Origin of the sequence: Sphingobium sp. IP1 (assembly GCF_002708645.1) — a bacterium.
GTDB lineage: Bacteria > Pseudomonadota > Alphaproteobacteria > Sphingomonadales > Sphingomonadaceae > Sphingobium > Sphingobium yanoikuyae.
Map to the genome: position 1 here is coordinate 73,957 of NZ_NOIW01000011.1, position 16,136 is coordinate 90,092.

At 63.4% G+C, this 16,136-nt stretch carries 15 protein-coding genes and 1 pseudogene; 2 read left to right on the forward strand and 14 right to left on the reverse strand.

Annotated elements, in window-relative coordinates; translation table 11 throughout:
* Positions 1 to 74: 74 nt before the first annotated feature.
* From CG471_RS05880 to CG471_RS05935, 13 genes and pseudogenes are all read right to left on the reverse strand, one after another.
* Positions 75 to 428: a response regulator gene (locus CG471_RS05880; protein WP_180275613.1), complete on the reverse strand. Its 354-nt coding sequence runs from the start codon at positions 426 to 428 to the stop codon at positions 75 to 77.
* Between the two features lie 92 nt (positions 429 to 520).
* Positions 521 to 1,630, reverse strand: coding sequence for a sensor histidine kinase (locus CG471_RS05885; protein ID WP_373562044.1), 1,110 nt, complete (start codon positions 1,628 to 1,630; stop codon positions 521 to 523).
* Positions 1,622 to 1,902: pseudogene (locus CG471_RS31160) on the reverse strand (PAS domain-containing protein); the annotation flags it as partial. The gene CG471_RS05885 and the pseudogene CG471_RS31160, both read right to left, overlap by 9 nt.
* Before the next feature lie 322 nt (positions 1,903 to 2,224).
* Positions 2,225 to 3,793 carry a histidine kinase famiy protein gene (locus CG471_RS05890; protein WP_099231122.1) on the reverse strand — a complete coding sequence of 523 codons (1,569 nt, stop codon included), beginning with the start codon at positions 3,791 to 3,793 and terminating at the stop codon, positions 2,225 to 2,227.
* Positions 3,794 to 4,681: 888 nt separating this feature from the next.
* Entirely contained in the window at positions 4,682 to 5,194 is a 513-nt protein-coding gene (locus CG471_RS05895; RefSeq protein ID WP_069338479.1) for a hypothetical protein, read from the reverse strand.
* Positions 5,195 to 5,244: 50 nt separating this feature from the next.
* Complete coding sequence (locus CG471_RS05900; RefSeq protein ID WP_069338478.1) at positions 5,245 to 6,069, reverse strand: CsgG/HfaB family protein; 825 nt, start codon at positions 6,067 to 6,069, stop codon at positions 5,245 to 5,247.
* On the reverse strand, positions 6,062 to 6,391 hold the full coding sequence (locus CG471_RS05905) for a hypothetical protein (RefSeq protein ID WP_069338477.1): 330 nt from the start codon (positions 6,389 to 6,391) through the stop codon (positions 6,062 to 6,064). Before CG471_RS05905 ends, CG471_RS05900 begins: the two co-directional genes overlap by 8 nt.
* Positions 6,392 to 6,419: 28 nt before the next feature.
* The gene (locus tag CG471_RS05910; RefSeq protein WP_069338476.1) at positions 6,420 to 6,629 is read right to left on the reverse strand and encodes a hypothetical protein; all 210 of its coding nucleotides are present in this window, start codon (positions 6,627 to 6,629) and stop codon (positions 6,420 to 6,422) included.
* Positions 6,626 to 7,429 (reverse strand): type IV secretion system DNA-binding domain-containing protein, encoded by an 804-nt coding sequence (locus CG471_RS05915; protein ID WP_099231126.1) that lies wholly within the window; start codon positions 7,427 to 7,429, stop codon positions 6,626 to 6,628. The genes CG471_RS05910 and CG471_RS05915 overlap by 4 nt, the downstream gene beginning before the upstream one ends.
* The gene (locus tag CG471_RS30540; RefSeq protein WP_069338474.1) at positions 7,419 to 7,667 is read right to left on the reverse strand and encodes a hypothetical protein; all 249 of its coding nucleotides are present in this window, start codon (positions 7,665 to 7,667) and stop codon (positions 7,419 to 7,421) included. The genes CG471_RS05915 and CG471_RS30540 overlap by 11 nt, the downstream gene beginning before the upstream one ends.
* The gene (locus CG471_RS30075; protein ID WP_125988441.1) at positions 7,664 to 8,125 is read right to left on the reverse strand and encodes a hypothetical protein; all 462 of its coding nucleotides are present in this window, start codon (positions 8,123 to 8,125) and stop codon (positions 7,664 to 7,666) included. The genes CG471_RS30540 and CG471_RS30075 overlap by 4 nt, the downstream gene beginning before the upstream one ends.
* Positions 8,125 to 11,196 (reverse strand): MobF family relaxase, encoded by a 3,072-nt coding sequence (gene mobF, locus CG471_RS05930; RefSeq protein WP_069338472.1) that lies wholly within the window; start codon positions 11,194 to 11,196, stop codon positions 8,125 to 8,127. Before mobF ends, CG471_RS30075 begins: the two co-directional genes overlap by 1 nt.
* Before the next feature lie 3 nt (positions 11,197 to 11,199).
* On the reverse strand, positions 11,200 to 13,704 hold the full coding sequence (locus tag CG471_RS05935) for a type IV secretion system DNA-binding domain-containing protein (RefSeq protein ID WP_099231128.1): 2,505 nt from the start codon (positions 13,702 to 13,704) through the stop codon (positions 11,200 to 11,202).
* A gap of 55 nt (positions 13,705 to 13,759) precedes the next feature.
* On the opposite strand from CG471_RS05935, the gene CG471_RS31165 reads away from it, so the two are divergent.
* Positions 13,760 to 13,972 (forward strand): hypothetical protein, encoded by a 213-nt coding sequence (locus CG471_RS31165; protein ID WP_221775552.1) that lies wholly within the window; start codon positions 13,760 to 13,762, stop codon positions 13,970 to 13,972.
* A 555-nt stretch (positions 13,973 to 14,527) separates the two neighbouring features.
* Positions 14,528 to 14,746, forward strand: a complete 219-nt coding sequence (locus tag CG471_RS05945; protein ID WP_069338469.1) for a hypothetical protein — start codon at positions 14,528 to 14,530, stop codon at positions 14,744 to 14,746.
* Positions 14,747 to 14,924: 178 nt separating this feature from the next.
* Here the strand turns inward: CG471_RS05945 and CG471_RS30545 are convergent.
* On the reverse strand, positions 14,925 to 16,136 hold a 1,212-nt coding region (locus CG471_RS30545), incomplete at its 5' end, for a hypothetical protein (RefSeq protein ID WP_180275614.1).

Consider the following 16,136-nt stretch of genomic DNA (forward strand, 5'->3'; position numbering starts at 1 on the left):
TCGAAGCGGGAACCCGTCAGGGGCGCGATCAGATCATCCGGCCTTTTTTCAACAGCCCCGGACGGTTGTGACACCTACGAAAGAGGCGCGATAGCCCTGAACGTTTCCATCAGTTTACGATCATCGACCGGCTTATGCAGAACCATCATATCCGGGGACGAAGGCTGGAAGCCGCGAGGTTCGCCGGTCACGAAGAGGACCGGAATGCGACCGATCTCGGCGATGATTCTGGCAACGGCCGATGGCCCGGTGCCTGCTGCGAGACTGACGTCCGATACGATAACAGCGGGCGGCCGAGCCAAGGCGTGAGTAACCGCCTCATCCTCCGTTACGGCCATGTCGATCGACATCGCTCCTGCTGTTTCGACCAGCTGGGCGATATGATCTGCGATGATCCAGTCATCTTCGATGATAAGGACGTGGCACATGGTCCCGTCTGAATGCATCAGCGCGGGGAGGGTTCGTCCTGAACTGTCATTTTTGACGATCGTGCCTTAGCAGCCACGCCGCTAGCTTTCGATCAGATAGCCGCCTCGATCTCAAACCGAACGCCGCTCGGGTGGTAGTGCAGCACGGCGTCTCCCCGCACGTGTCGGCGCAGCATTCGCTCGATCATGCGCGTGCCGAAGCCGGTACGGGTGGGAGGCGTAACCGTCGGACCGTCATGCTCGCCCCAACAAAAAAACAGGTGGCGCTCACCCCGCCGCTGCTTGATCGACCATTCGATCGCGACCCGGCCTTCGGGCACCGACAGCGCGCCGTATTTGATGGCGTTGGTCACCAGCTCGTGCAGCGCCATCGCCAGAGCCAGGGTAATCTCCGGAGACAGCCGGACATGCGGCCCCGACGCGGTGAATCGGGCGGCATCCCGGTCCTTGAACGGAAGCAGAGCCTTATCGACGATGTCGCCGATCGCCGCGCCTTCGACTTCATCCTGGATCAACAGCTCCTGCGCTGCTCCCAGGTTGGCAATGCGGGCGGACACCGTGGTCGCCGCGTCATCAAGCGAAGTCGCTTGCCGGATAGTCTGGCTGACGACGGCATTGACGGTCGCCAGCGTGTTCTTGACCCGATGCGTCAGCTCGCGTGCGAGAACGGCACGGTGTTCCTCAGCGAATTTGCGCTGCGAGATATCGGTCGAGAAGCCGGTCATGGCGAGCGGCGTTCCGTCCGCCCGATGCTGAAGCTCACCTTGGATCGACACCCATCGCTGTTCGCCGGATGGCGCCAGGATGCGATATTCGATGTTGTAGGGTTCGTTCTGCTCAATCGTGCGTCCGACCGCCGCCTGCATATCGGGCAGGTCCTCGGGATGGATCGCCGCCAGCAGTTCCTCATAGGTGAACGGCTCACCCATAGGGCGCCCGAACACGCGCTTGCAGCCCGACGACGCGGTCAGCAATTGCTCGGGAAGGTCAAGCGTCCAGGTGCCGAGGCCGCCGGCTTGCAACGCCATCCGCAACCGCGCATTGTGCGCGGCCAGGTCCGCGTCCCGCTGCGCCACCTCGGCCGCCAGCGCCTCACGGTCCTGTTCCAGTTGCAGGACGCGGTGCCGCTCCACCGTCACGTCGATCTGGGATGCGACAACATAGCGCAGGCTCCCGTCCTCGCAGAACACCGGCGCCACCATCAGACGGTTCCAGAAAGGCGTCCCGTCACGCCGGTGGTTGAGAAGATCCAGCTCGATCGGTTCACGCCGTTCGATCGCACCCTCAAGCGGGTCACGTCGTCGGGATCGGTCAACGGCCCCTGCATGAAGCGGCAATTGCGACCCAAGACCTCAACGGCCGGGAATCCCGTCAGCTTCTCGAAGGCGGCGTTGACGTAGATTAGCGGGCAGTCGGGAAGTGTCGGATCGCTGACCACCATCGCAACCGGCGTCATCTTGAAGCCGGTCTGCATCGGATCGCAGGCATTGAGCCCGGCCGCATAGGCATCGATCGCCGCTTGAACCTTGGGGGGCGGCGTGAAGGGGGATATAGGGGTAGAGTGTAGCGGTTCTCGGTCCAAAGCGGGAACAGGCTATCTTGTTGCGGGTACGGCGGCAATCGACACGATCAAGTCCGTCCCACAGCCTTGATCCGGGCCGATGCCGCGGCCCGGTCGGCCATCTTTAGCCATGCTTCCTGCGCGCGAGCGACACGTTCCCTGACGCGGGGAAGGGATGAACTACCGGCCTCTAGCGCACATATCGCCGCCTGATCGCGGTAATAGCTCTCGATCATTATGCTCCGTGGGTACCGACGCCGGTCGGACCGTCGATGACTTGCCGGACCTTTGTGGCCAGCTCCGTGCGCTTGTACGGCTTCTGGATCAACTCGAACTCGGCCCCCCGCGCATCGACCCGCTCAATCGAGGACTCGGCATAGCCGGTCGTCAGCAGGACATTCATATTCGGGCGCCGACGCTTCACCTCGCGGGCCAGCATTACGCCGTTCATGCCGCCGGGCATGATGAGGTCGCTGAACAAGAGATCGATCTTGCCCGCTCCGTCCAGCAGTTCCAGCGCCTGGCTGGCATTGTCGGCACGCAGGACGGTGTAGCCGAACTCCGACAGCACCGTCTCGGCATAGTCGCCGACGTCAATCTGGTCCTCGACCACCAGCACGGTTTCGTTGCCCCGCTTGTCATCCATCTGGCGAGGCGGTTTCGAACCCTGTGGCTCGGCCTTGGCATCCTCACACGGGAACAGCATCCTGACCGTCGTGCCGTGGCCTTCCTCGGAATAGAGTCTGAGCGTGCCCCCGGACTGTTTCATGAAGCCATAGACCATCGACAGGCCAAGCCCGGTGCCTTTGCCCTGATCCTTGGTCGTGAAGAAGGGCTCGGTGACTCGCGTCAGCACTTCCGGCGACATGCCCGTGCCCTCGTCGGTGATCGTCACCATGACGTAGTTGCCGGGCTCCAGTTCGCCGAAGCCATGCTCGCCCTTTTCAACGGAGCGGTTTCTGACCTCGATCGTCACCTTGCCGCCGTCCGGCATGGCGTCGCGCGCGTTGAGAAGGATGTTGATGATCGCCAGCTCGGCCTGCGTTGGATCGATCCTGGCGTTGCAGGTGGTTTCCTGATGCCTGATCGTGACGGACATGAGGCCGCCGGCGGTTCGCTCGATCAACGGGCGAATTTCATCCACCAAATCAACAAGGTTGACCACGCGACCTTGAAGCTTCTGTTTGCGCGAGAACGCAAGGAGCTGCTGGGTCAGTGTCGCGCCGCGCTCGGAGGCTTGAAGGATCGCGCGCATCGACCGTGCGCCCTTCTGGAAGTCGAAGTCACCGCCCCGCTCCATGTTGTTGAGGACGACATCGGCGAAGCCCTGGATCACGGTCAGCAGGTTGTTGAAGTCGTGCGCCACGCCCCCAGTGAGCTGACCGACTGCCTCCATCTTCTGAGCCTGTCGCAAGCCCTCCTCAGCATCGCGCCTGCGCGTTACATCGAGCTGCGAGCCGAAATAGTAGATCAGCTTGCCTTCGCTGTCGAAGACCGGCGACATGAACAGCGCGTTCCAGAATGCCGCGCCATTCTTTTTGTAGTTCAAGATTTCAACGGCGGTTTCGCGCCGCTGCTCGATCGAGCGGCGCAGCTCGGAAATCGTGTCCTGGTCGGTGTCTGGGCCTTGCAGCAGCCGGCAATTCCGACCGACCAACTCGTTCCAACCATAGCCCGTCATGTTCATGAACGCCGGGTTGGCGAACACGATCGGGTTGTCGGGCAGATTGGGATCGGTGACGATCATCGGCATCCGCGTCGTCTTCACCGCCGCGAAGAAGATGCTGTTGCTGTCGTCCGTCATATCGTGATTGGCGGCACCTGCCAGATGAGGGGCGGTGCGCCTTTCGGCGTTTCAGGGGTCGGGTCAGCCATTAAATCTCGGGCGCTAGAGGGAGGCATGCCCCGAAGCGCCGGCCGATTGGCCATAAACAGCCAAGATTCCGATTTGTTCCCAAAGCGAAAGTCTTGCTTGGGCGAGGCTCAGCCGCTGTAATGCTTGCCGCACCTGAGGTGTCACAACCGAACGGTTGTGACACCGCTATCGCTGGTGGACGGGTGCAATCAAGCTGCGATCGTATTCCCGCTTCATGCTGTTATTGAGGTTTTGGGAAACCCTGAGCTTTCCCGAAACTGGATCCCAAACGGGACGATCGCGGCCAGAGCGGTTCACTGCTTCGGGCCGTAAACGTATATCTGTGCCCGTTCCATGCGCCGCCCGCTGTTCGCGAAAACCTTCCTTTCTGACGACCTTGCCGGCGGCCCATGACCGCAACGCATTTCTGCGGCCCGCTGCTTGTCAAAACTGTTCTGAAAACCTGCTTCTCAAAAGCGCCTGCCGGCGACGGGTTTGGAGAACCCATTGGCAGAAAGCGTGAGCACGACGCCCCGTTTGCGAGTAGCGCCGGATAATGGCGAGCACATTGGCAGATAATTCGAGCAGGATGCCACCCGCCAGTGGCAGATAGCGTGAGCAGGAAAACCGGCTGTTTGCGAGCAGACGCCGCTACGATTGCAAGCGCCTACAGGTAGGTGTCGATGTAACTGTAGCCCGCAAAGTAGAGGAACGCGCCACAGACGATCGCCAGCGACGGGATCAGCGCTAACATCGACGAAAAAAGGCCAGTGATCCGAACCGGAACTGCTGAGGCATCCGGGGACGGCGACGTGGGCGCGGGAGGCCGCTCAGGGTTCATGGTCTTGTGGTTTGAACGTCGGGAGGCGGAGCCGAGCCTAATGGCGCGCCGTGTATTTCACCGAACAGCATGATGCCGATCACGGCAACCGCGCATCCAGCGAGACCGAAGACAATGCGTAGCATGCCGATTGTTCGTGCAGCACGTCCGCGCCTGATTTTCAGGAACAGCCGTCCGATGCCCGTGCGACAGGCAAGCCAGCCATCGGCTATGTCGATCGCCCCGAGGGCGGCGATCGGCAGCGCGACCGCGAACACCAGCCATGCCGGCGGTGCATCGAGCAGGATGGCCGTGCCCACCCCCAGTATGAGTGCGAGTGCGGCACCGGCGTGAATTACGGCCGCAAGCGGCGCGATCCTCCACGTCCGGCTCTGGAAAAGCAGCCGGAAAAGCACCAGCGGTCGCCGGCATGTCTCGCAACGGTGGATGCGGTGACCGGGCTCCCACGGCATCATCGCACGATGGCAGTAGGGACAGGGTGTAAGCCCGAAGCCGGCCATCATGTTCATGACGTCTGAACCGTCTGGATCGATTTCTTAGCGATCATCGCATTTCCCGGTCATTGCGGTCTGGAGGGAAGCGGCTGCGTCGTCGGCGTGGACGGTGCGGCAGCAGGCGGCGTCGCAGGCACGAGCCTTGGCTCAAGGCGCGGCCGTGCGTCCCCGATGAGCTTTCTGAAGGCATCGAGGGTCGCAAGCGTGGTGATCTTGCCGATGTCGGTCGAGGCATAGCTGCCGCCCAGAGCGCCTACACCAAGCCCGAGCAGGACACCCCCACCGATCACACCGACGTCTTTCTTGCGCGCCGAGCCACTGGCGACCGCCTCCTGGATGCCGGTGTTGACGTCGACCAGGGTCATGAGGACCTGGCTTTCGAGCGTCTTGGATTTTAGGCCGACCGCACCGCCGAAGACACCCCCGATGCCGCCACCGGACTCGCGGGACTTGGCATCGGAATAGACCACCTTCACCTCGATCAGATAATCAGCTTTGGTAACGGGCCGGGTGGCAGCGGTCGCGCCGGCGATCGCCCGCTCCCGCTCGAGCGCGCTGAAAGCCTCCCCGCGATCGGCTACGCGGAAGCAGTTCGAACGTGCGATCATGAGCTTGACCAGAGGAAGGGCATCGACGCGGGCGGTCGATCCGCCATTCTGCATTTCCGCCATACGCATCAGTGCCTGCAATTGCGGGGAAAGGGCGTCGGCGGGGTCCGCAGCTTTCGTTTCTACGAGCGCTGCGACGCCGAGCGGCACCGGGCATTGGGGCAGTTGCGTCGTCTCGTCGACGCCCGTCCCGCCCTGGCCAAGCTTTTGCGCGAAGGCGATGGAAGGTGTGACGGCCGCAAGCGCGGCCGTCACGGCGAACAGGCAGACGCGCTCAAGCACCGGCCTTATCCTTTTTGGCGTGGGCCAAGGGATCGCAGATCCCCGCGCGCTCTTCCTGCGTCACGACTTTCCTGGCCGCTTCGTCGCAATCCTTGCAATCGGGGCAGTCGGCGCAATCCTTGCACTTGCCCTTATGATGGCGATGCCTGGCATAATGTGCCTTCTTCGCCGCAATCTGCGTCGCAGCGTCGTCTCCAGCCCGCTCTCCGACATAGGCCGACATGGCGACGAGGATGGGCGTTGCCGATTGCGCGCTCGCCGCTGCGGGCATGGCGGCCGAGAGAGCGGCAAGGCTCAGCGCGGCGATAATTTTCAGTTTCATGATGCTGTTCTCCAGTTCTGGCCGATTGTCAGAAGAAGCCGTTGCGTCGGCCGTCGCGACGGTCATCGTGGCGGGTATCGCCATCGCCGAGGGCCGAGCGCCGGACCTCGAGCTCCACCCCATCCCCCTTGCGGCGGATGCGGACATCCTGCGGGGCGAGGTTGTTGCGCTTCGCCCAGCGGTCGGCGTCGGCGTCCGAGCCGAACTCGCCCATTTCCTCAAATTCCCAGTTGCTCATGTCGATGCTCCTGACTGATCGCCTCGCCGGCGCGCGGAGCCGGTCGGGGCGTGACGATGTGCGGGGTTCCGCGCATGATCGGGGCGGCAGTCAGTTGACCGCGCTTCGTCGTCGCTGCGATGCGTCGAAAATCCCGACAGCATTGCATGGTCGCGTAGCGCCACCTCGATCGCGCTGATTTCGTAAGCGGGACGCCCGGGATCGCGACGCACGAAGAGAATGACGGTCGAAGGCCCGGCCAGCCACCGGGCGATCGACACGGGAGCGATGCCTGGCGTGCGGTCTGCGATGCCGGCAATGCCGGTCATCACGGTTGCGCGCACGGTCTCCCCCCAGCGCAGTGCCTGCGGACACGACGGATCGTGACCTGCGACCTCGGCGATCGCGCTGGCGGGCAGCGCATGGATTAGGCGGCGGACCCCTGAGAGCGTCTCTGCCGGCTCATTGCCGATATGGGTGATTGCGCGCAGCAGGACGTAGCGCGCGGCATAGGTGAAGGCTGTGCCGCGCACGTTTTCGACCGGCAGGAACGCTTCGATCGCGGAGGATCTGGCATAGTCGCTCGGATGATCGGCAAAAAAGTCCCAGTTGCCGAGCGCCGGATCGATCAGGACATCGCGGGTCTGGTCGGCAAGCGCGGTGAACGCGTCGCCATCGCCCAGGATGGCGAGGCGGTCGCCCGTGCCGTTTCGGACCGTGCGAAGCCGGTCGGCCGAAGCGGTCTGGACGGTCGCGATCGTCAACAGCGGGCGCGCGGGTTCGCATTCTCTCTGGAAGGAGAGCGGGTAATCAGCGCGCATGGACCCCGCCTCCCCTCTCTTGCATCGCTCTTGAGCGAAGGAAGCGGCCGAGCGGCATGAGGACGGCGTAGGTAAGGCCGAAGATCGCGGCCATCGCCAGGGTTTCGCCGCCCCAGTCGAGAGCGTCCTCATGCTTCGCCTGCTGGATGCACTGGGTCATGGTGTTGGTGTCGAGGTTGCAGGGATGCCAGTGTTTGCTGGCGATGACCTGTTCGAAGGATAGCGGGGCGGCGGTCATGGTCTTGACTCCTTTCGGTGGGGGGCGGCGTCGTGAAACCGGCTGCGCTGCTGCGGCAGATAGCGTTCGAGAAGGCGCTCGATTTCGGGATCGCCGAAGGGATCGTCGTCGAGGCCGGTGTAGGGATTGAGCGACGACAGGCCGGTGTCGAACGCGAGCGGAAGATGGTGGCATCGAGGCAGGTCGAGGTCGGTCTCGAAGGGGCCGGGTTCCCGTCGAGGGAGAGGCATCTCGATCGTGATGGCCCGCGAAGAGACCGACTTTACCGAAGGATGGTTGCCGACCTGCCCTGCTGAACGCGCGCGGGGTGCCTTGGAAGCGCGTCGCTGTATCCGAGGTGCGGGAGCGGCTTTGGACACATATACGGGCGGCTGCGGGGCCTGATAGCGGGCAGACAGACCGATCCACCACATTCCGAGGGCGACAAGGGCAAGGACAGAAATGAGCATGAGCGCCATCACAGTTCCAGTCCGATGTCTTTTTCAGGGAAGGGAAGTTCCGGCGCTTTGGGCTCTACGATTACCCTATGTTTGGTAAGGTCGAGTGAGGGGTCGGTGCGGATATCGATTTTACCGAGAGAGTTGTCCTTGTTGGCTACTTCGGCATTGCTCCCAAGCTTTTCCGGAGCGCGATCGAGGTCCGGCGGAAGCGAGGGGTTGAACGGCTCGTTCGACGTTGCTGCGGGTTGCGCGCCGGCGACGCCCCGCGCCGGATCGACCGAAAGTTCGCCCACGGTCTCGAGCGCCGATGTCTTGTTGCCTTCGTTGCGCTCGATGGCCTGTGTCAGCTTTTCGCGATCGTCGGTGAACAGCTGGATATCGTCGCGGACGCGGGTCACGGTCACGTTGAACAGGCGCTGGTTGGAAAGGTTGGATTCCTTGTGGCTCATCACCGCGATCGCGGTGTCGGTCGTGATGCCCTGCGCCGCGTGCATGTTGAGCGCATAGGCAAGGCTGATCCGCTCCATCATCGGATCGCCTGCCTTGAGATCGTGGATCGTGCCGTCGCTCGCCTCGACGCGGATGCCCGCCTTGTCGGCCGAGATGACGCGGGCGATATCGTTGTTGTTGAGGCCACGATCGCGATCGTTTTTCGTCCAGCGGATCTTGTCGCCTTCGTGCAGCCGGATCTGCTCGCGTTGCGCGAGCTGCATCGCATCGCTTTTGTCGAGGGGCGATATGCGCTGCGGGTCGAAGCTGCGCACACGCGAGCCGATCCGCACCTGGACGCGTCCCTTGTGGTCGACGCCGATGACATCGTAGGTGCCCGGTCCAAGGCCGAGGTCCCTGACGGCTTTCGGGATGTCCAGCACCTGGCCGGGCTTGTAGCTGTGAGCGTAGCGCAGTTCCTCGCGGGTAATGTTGATCTTGTCGAGGACGCCGATCGCGACGCCCTCGCCCTTGATCGCCCCTTCGGCGGCAAGCCCGTCTTGGATGCGCACATTGAGTTCGGCGCGCGCGACCCGGCCCGACGAGAACATGGCCGTCGTCTCGCGCTGTTCGGGCGTAAGGCCCAGCCAATGCTCTGCGGCCGCCTTCACATGCTCGGGGTTGGCCGTGACCTTGTCGCCGAGCACCGCCATCGCCTCGCGCACCTGACCGAGGTTGGTGAGCGCAGCGACCGTGCGCAGCTGGTCGGTGCGCTGGCGCAGGTTTTCGTCCATCCGCGCCAGCGTGATCCCGCCGGCCTGTGCGATCGCGAAGGCCTTGCCGGCATCGACCGCGGTAATCTGCTGGCGGTCGCCGATCATCAGGAAGCGATCGACGCCGAGCGCATTGGCGATGCCGACGAGGTGCTTCATCTGTTCGGAGCCGACCATCGAGGCTTCGTCGAGGATGATCGTCGTGCCGGCGAGCGCGTCACGCGCGCCGTCATAGCCTGCGCCCTTCCCTGCGAGCGCATGGCGCGCATAGCTGTGGACGAAGGAGGAGACGGTGCGACTCTCGATGCCGGTTTCGGCGCCGAGCCGGTCGGCGGTGGCTTTCATGAGCGCCAGGCCGACGACCTTGCCGCCTTCCTGCTCGACATTGCGCGCGACGCTCGCAAGCATCGTCGACTTGCCCGCGCCCGACACGCCCTGCACGGCAACGATCCGATCGCGCGAGATGAGCGCCATGGTGGCGGCGGCCATCTGCCCCTCGTTAAGCTGTTTGTCGCCCGAGGCGGCATTGATGCGGTCGATCACCACATCGGCAGGGACGATCACGCGCCCCTCGCCTTTCCCGCGCTCGATCTCGGCAAGGATACCGCGCTCGGTCGCCAGCGCCTCGGGCGTCGTGACATGGGTCACGAAATCATCGATCCGGTCCGACTTGCCGGGGATCAGCTGCTCATTACGGATCAGTTCGGAGACGCGGGCATCGATATGACTGGCGGTGACGCCCTTGAGACCGAGATCGAGCGCAGTTCGGGCGACGGCGGATACTTCGAACGCCGCTTCACGCTGGGCGTGGATACGGATCGCGGATGCAACAGCATGCTGAGCGCGAATCTCGACGGGCGAAAGACGTAGCCGCTCGATACCTCTGGATACGAGCGGATCGCCGGGGCGGAACATCTCTCCGAGTGTCTCGCGAATAGTCTCGATCACCGCACCGACCCGTTCCATCGTGCCGAGCCGGGTATCCGGCCTGTCAAGACCGGCACGATCCCGGGCGGCATCGACCAGCGCCTTTCCGTCGAACCCGAGCGCGGTTGCCCGATCACGCCATTCCGCGCGCAAGGCATCGCGGTCCTCGACATTCAATTTTGCGTCGCGGGTATTGGTCGTGATCCGGTCGATTGCCTTGGGATTGGTGATCCCCAGTTCAGCCGCCTTGGCCGCTATCTCGGTGCGGCGCTGACTAAAGGCTTCGATGACGGCTTTGGGCACGCCATTGATCTCGAACTGGCCGTGCTTGCCGGTGATGCTGGTTTCATAGCCAATCTTTGCCAGCTCGGCGCGGAACTGGGCATGATAGGCCGCGCCGATGGTGGTGTTGTTCTTCCACAGCTGGCCATTGTGCAGCGCCTGCCAGGCCCCGTTTGCCATCTTCGTCATGTTCGCGACGAGGACGTGGATATGTCCCTGCGGATCGAGCGCACGGCTCGTGTCGTGCTGGAACATGGCATAGACGAGATTGCCGGTTCGCACAGCGTCGCCATGCCTGGAATGCTCGTAGGTCCGCCCTTCGGCAAAGGTCTTCTCGACCCATCCCATGGTCGCACGAACGGCGTTCATATGCGCGGCGAGAACGCGGGCGTCGCCGGCGACATAGGCCATGACGCTGGCCGACTTGGGCATCGAGAAAGTCAGGTCTACACCGGACTGGCGGTTCTGGACCTGCCCGACCTTTTCCCCGTCGGGCATTTCGCCGTTGAGGATCTTCTCGAAGTCCTCCTTGGTGACCTCGCCCGACAGACCGAGCGCTGCCGCCCCCTCCCCGCCCCACGCGGTCGCCTCGGAGGCATGCTCGGCAGTGTAATAGTCGTCCTTGGCGAAATAGTTCGCCGCGCCCGAGGCCGATTTGACGGAAGCGACCGAGAGCATCGGTTACATTTCCGGGTCCATGTCATCGTCGATCTCGGGCGAGCGGTCATGCCCGTGATGACGATGATGATGGTCCTCGGTGCGATCGGTCGCGAACCCGTCGCGCAGTTCGCGCGTCGACTGGTCCTCATGCCGGTCGCCATCGGAACGGTTCGACGGACCTTCATGACTGTGCATGTCGGGGTTCGATCGTGTCTGTTCGGCACCCTGCGCAGCTGTGCGGTTATCGATGAGTGACATCCCCATGCCAGTCAGTTTCGCATCGAGGTTGAGCTGGCCGTGGGTTCCGCGCGCGGTCTCGGCATTGGACGCCGTCCTGCCATCAGCCGACTGCCCGGGTTCTGTTCCGCCGGCTGCTTTGTTCGCTTGTGCGATCTGGATCTGATCCACCACGACCGGCGGTGCGGCGATCACCTCCATCGCCGCTGCCGCCTTCTCCGCTTCGCTCCGGGCATGACCAGCTTCAGACTGCGTCTTCTGTTGCTCTTCTTCCTCGCGCTCTTCCACGCCTCCCACGGGCCGCGTGGGCGTATGCTCACGCCCACCTTCACCCCCCTCATCCGCGCTTTCGTTCCGGCGTCGCCGGTCCTGCGGCGAGACGTATTCGGTCGGCTTGAAGTCCTTCCGGGGAACGGCGCCTGGGGCGATCTCGGGATAGGAGCGTATCTTCAGTTCGATCCGCGAGGCGGGAAAGCCGTCGGGGAATTTGACGAAGCCGTGCAGCGAGGGGAGATTGTTGATGTCGTCGGGCAGGACGAGCGGTTCGATCGCGGTGCGCGGCGTCAGCGTCGAGGCATCGCGGGTATTGTTATAGCCGTAGCTGTAGGCTTCATCCATCTGGCGCACTTCGCGATTGCCGATGAACTCGGAGCATTTTTCGGCGGTCGTGCGGTCGGCGGTGGCGAGGATCAGCTTGGTGCGCGCAAGGCCCGTCAGCGCGGTCGCGTTCTGGAGCCCATAGGTGGCGACCAGCTTGTCGAACGAGTGGATGCCAAGGACGAATGCACCGCCGAAATTGCGGGCGGACTGGAGGCCATGTTCGATGCCCGGTAGCGCATGGAGCGCGTGGACCTCGTCGAAGAGATACCAGGTCCGCAGATCGCGTGTCTTGGGCAGGCGCATGAGGTTGTTGACGGCGAGGTCGATCCACAGCGTGAAGAGCCCGCGGGTCATCTCCAGATCGTTGTACGAGCCGGTGATGAACATGATCGACCCGTCGCGATTGTCGGTCGCGATCCAGTCGCGGATCGAGAAGGCCGGAGGCCCGCCCTTGACCGGGTCCGGCATGAAGCGAAGCGCCTGTCCGTTGACGTTGAGGACGGAGCGGATGGACTCTGCCATCCGCGCCGCCTTTTCGGTCGTCAGCGGGGCAGCGACGGTATCTTCGAGCTTGGCGTGGATCTTCTTGAGGTCGGCCTGCATCAGGTGGTGGGCGATGGCGGCGTTGTTGCCTTCGCCATCTTCCTGAAGCTTCAGGCACATCTCGATGAAGAGCATGCGCGCGGCGTTCTGCCAGAAGGGTTCCTTGTCCTCGGGATGGGAGGGAATGAGCGCGGCGGCGGCCGACACGAAATCAGCATAGTTGCGGCATTCATCGAACAGCGTCCACGGTGCGCAGCGCTCGTCCATGGGGTTGAGGATGACGTCGGTTTCGGGATCGTAGAAGCTTTCGACGAAGGCGCCGGTAAGGTCGAAGATGACGGCGCGGTGGCCGCGCGCACGGATCTGCGAGACGTGACTGCGCAACTGCGTCGTCTTGCCGGTGCCGGTGGTGCCGATGAGCATCGTATGGCTCTGTTCGAGCCTCCATGGATAGGGGATGCCGGCGATGCGGTAGGGCACATGGATGCCCTGGTCTACGCGATCGATGACCGGCGCCTTGGCGACGCGTGCGGGATCGAATGGCGGGTCGTGCTCGGCGCATTCCTTGCGGAAGTTTTTGGCGTTGTGGGCGCGCACGGCATTGAGGAGAACATCGTTCTCGACGAGCATCGCGCCGCGATTGTGGCGCTCCTGGAGCATGTCGCGCCCGCGCTTGTTGGCCCACATGATGAACCACATGATGAGCGGCGCGGCAATGAAGACGGACATGACCAGCGTGGTCAGGAAGATTTTGACGGTCTTCGCCCATGCGTGAACGACATGGGGTTCGTAGGGGACGTAACCGATCGGAACCTTGGTGACGATGCCGCTGGGAAGGGTCAGGTTGATGAGGTGGAACTTGTCCGCGCCGACCCATGTCCAGACGGCGGAATAGAGCTTCATGAGGTCCAGCTGGAACTCATGTTCGGCAAGCCCCAGCCAGACGAAAATGTTGAAGAGGACGATGAAGGTTCCGAGCCAGATCCAGATGGGCACCTGGATGCCGGCCCACGTCATCTTGTACTGGCTGGCGAGCAGCTGTGATCCGCGCGTGAAGTTGCCCGAATTTCGGGTGATCCGTCCGCGTGCGGAGTGATGTTTGACGGTCGCGGCCTGGCCGTTGAAGCGGATGTCGTTGCTACGCATGGAAGGTCTCCAGGCGTTGCTTTGCGGCTGCTAAGAGCTGTGGGACGACGTCACCGTGATCGCGCGTAATGATGACGTCGATCGCCGCTTGCATGTACTCGAGGACGAGCACGGCGCGGGTGATATTGAAGCTATGGTCCGCCTCGGCAAATCTGATGCCGAACATGAGAGCGTAGCGAGCGGCTTCGGACCGGGAACAGCCTCGCTTTGCAGCGATCTGATCCAGTGCCGCCAACTCACTCGGCAAAAGCCGAAAAGCTATGGTTGACTTAGACATGTACCACCCACGGTCAAGTGGATGGTGGGGCTTCCGAGCCTCTTAGATACCGCGATTTGCAGGGGGTTTCCAGCAATAACGTGTAGCTAAATTGCAAACAGAACTTATCGTGCAAAGACAAGTAGTTAGCGTGGGTGTCGTGAGGCGTTTGCACATGCAAACAGGCAAGCGTATGCAAACGGTCGATATTTCAATGTCTTAACCTGCGGCCTGCCGCATAGGGTGTGCAAATCTCTAGGGACTATCGGTGGTTGTCGGGGCATCAGGGGATGTTGTCCGATCGTTGGCTCCGATTCCGGCAGGGAAGCGCCGCAGGCAATCATCCTCGGGATCGTCGGGACGGGGTTTCGCGGAGCAATTCCGCCCCACGACGGACCTGGCCATAGGCCAGTGTCCGTCGCCCTTATGCTGGTCCGGTCAAGACCGGATCAGCGAGCGAGATGGTGGCTCCATATGGAGATGATGCTGCGTGCTATTGTGTCGTCGTCGGCACGCTGGCATCCTGTGTCGTGGAGGCTGGTCACACGATCAGAAAAGGCATGTCCCATGGCACGGAGTATCGAGCAGGAACGCAAGCAGCTTGAGGCGGAGGAACAGCGGTTGAGCGAGCGACGCAAGCAGCTTGCCGAACGGGAGCGAAGCGACCGGCTGAAAGAGGTCGAGAAGTCGGGGTTGATGAAGGCCGACAGCGCGCAGTTTACCGGCATCCTCGAAGCGATCCGAAAACTCGGGGCGACAGAGACGCTCAAGCGCCTGACCGCGTAAGTCGGTCGGCGCTGTGTCGGGCCTCAAGCCCGACAGGCAAAATGATGGGGGAGCGGCCGTCAGGCCCTCCCCCATTTTGCAGAGGCAAAGATTGTCACGGATCTTGTGCCATGCAGGCAGAAAAAAGGGGCACCGGACGAATGTCCGGCACCCCCGACGCAGGGACCGTGGAGGGAGGCTAACCCCAGACCATGCGTACATCGTCGGCGACCGTGGAGGTCGCGGCAATCCTGTCGAGACGATCGAGATAGCTGTGCAGGCCATTGTCGGTCATGGCTTTGCGGATGTCGGGTTTTCCGAGCCGCGCGCGCAGATCGTCGAGGGGAATGTCGCCGCACGCTTCGGTGCCAAGACCCATCGCCTCGAGAACGGCGTAACCGTTCTGGTTGGAGAGATCGATTTCGGCTGCGCCGTCGGGTGAGGAACCGACGCACATGCGGATGGAGCGGGTCGCATCGTCGCGCCAGAACCGGATGGTAAGGCCGCGAAACTGCGCTTCCTCGACCACGGCTATGACGGCTTCGTCATGATCGAACAGGGCGCAGATCGATGCGAGCGACCATGGACATACGCGGGCCTCGAAACTGGCGCTGACAAGCGGGTCATCATCGTCGTCCTCGATGAGTTCACCACGCTCGCGAGCGAAGGCGCGGAACGCGGCGAGCTGGCGAGCGGTGATGATGGCCGGTTTGGCGACGGCGCGCTGCTGGACTGCGAGCGAGAATGTGATCGACATGGGCTTGTCTCCCGATTGAAACCGCATTCCCGATCCCCCTGCTCTTCGACCCGTCAGGGTCGCGCTGGTCGGTTCAGGATTGTCGGTCCGAAGGACCGTGATCGACCCGGCATCCCGGCATCGGGTGCGTTGGTGGTGCGCGGTGCGATCGGCACTGGCGAGGCGTAGCGAACGGGCGACCCGCAGGGGTCGCCGTGACGCGAGCGAGCCGTGCCGGTCGGCTGTCATGGAGGGCGTCCCGGGACCGCGCGAGGCGCAGCGGGTGCGCAGGCGATGCGACGGCATCGCCGCGCCCGCCAGCGAGCCGGACCGGGCGGCGGTGTGCCATGCCCGATGGGTGCCGCGCCGCTCGATGCGGAGCGAGCGCGACACGCGCAAGTGTGGCCGCGATGCGAGCGAGCCGGCGCGGCTGTGGTGCGCGGTGCGATCGGCACCGGCGAGGCGTAGCGAACGGGCGATCCGCAGGGATCGCCGTGACGCGAGCGAGCCGTGCCGGGCGACGGTCATGGAGGGCGTCCCGGGACCGAGCGAGGCGCAGCGGGTGCGCAGGCGATGCGACGGCATCGCCGCGCCCGCCAGCGAGCCGGACCGGGCGGCGGTGCGCCATGCCCGATGGGTGCCGCGCCGGTCGATGCGGAGCGAGCGCGACACGCG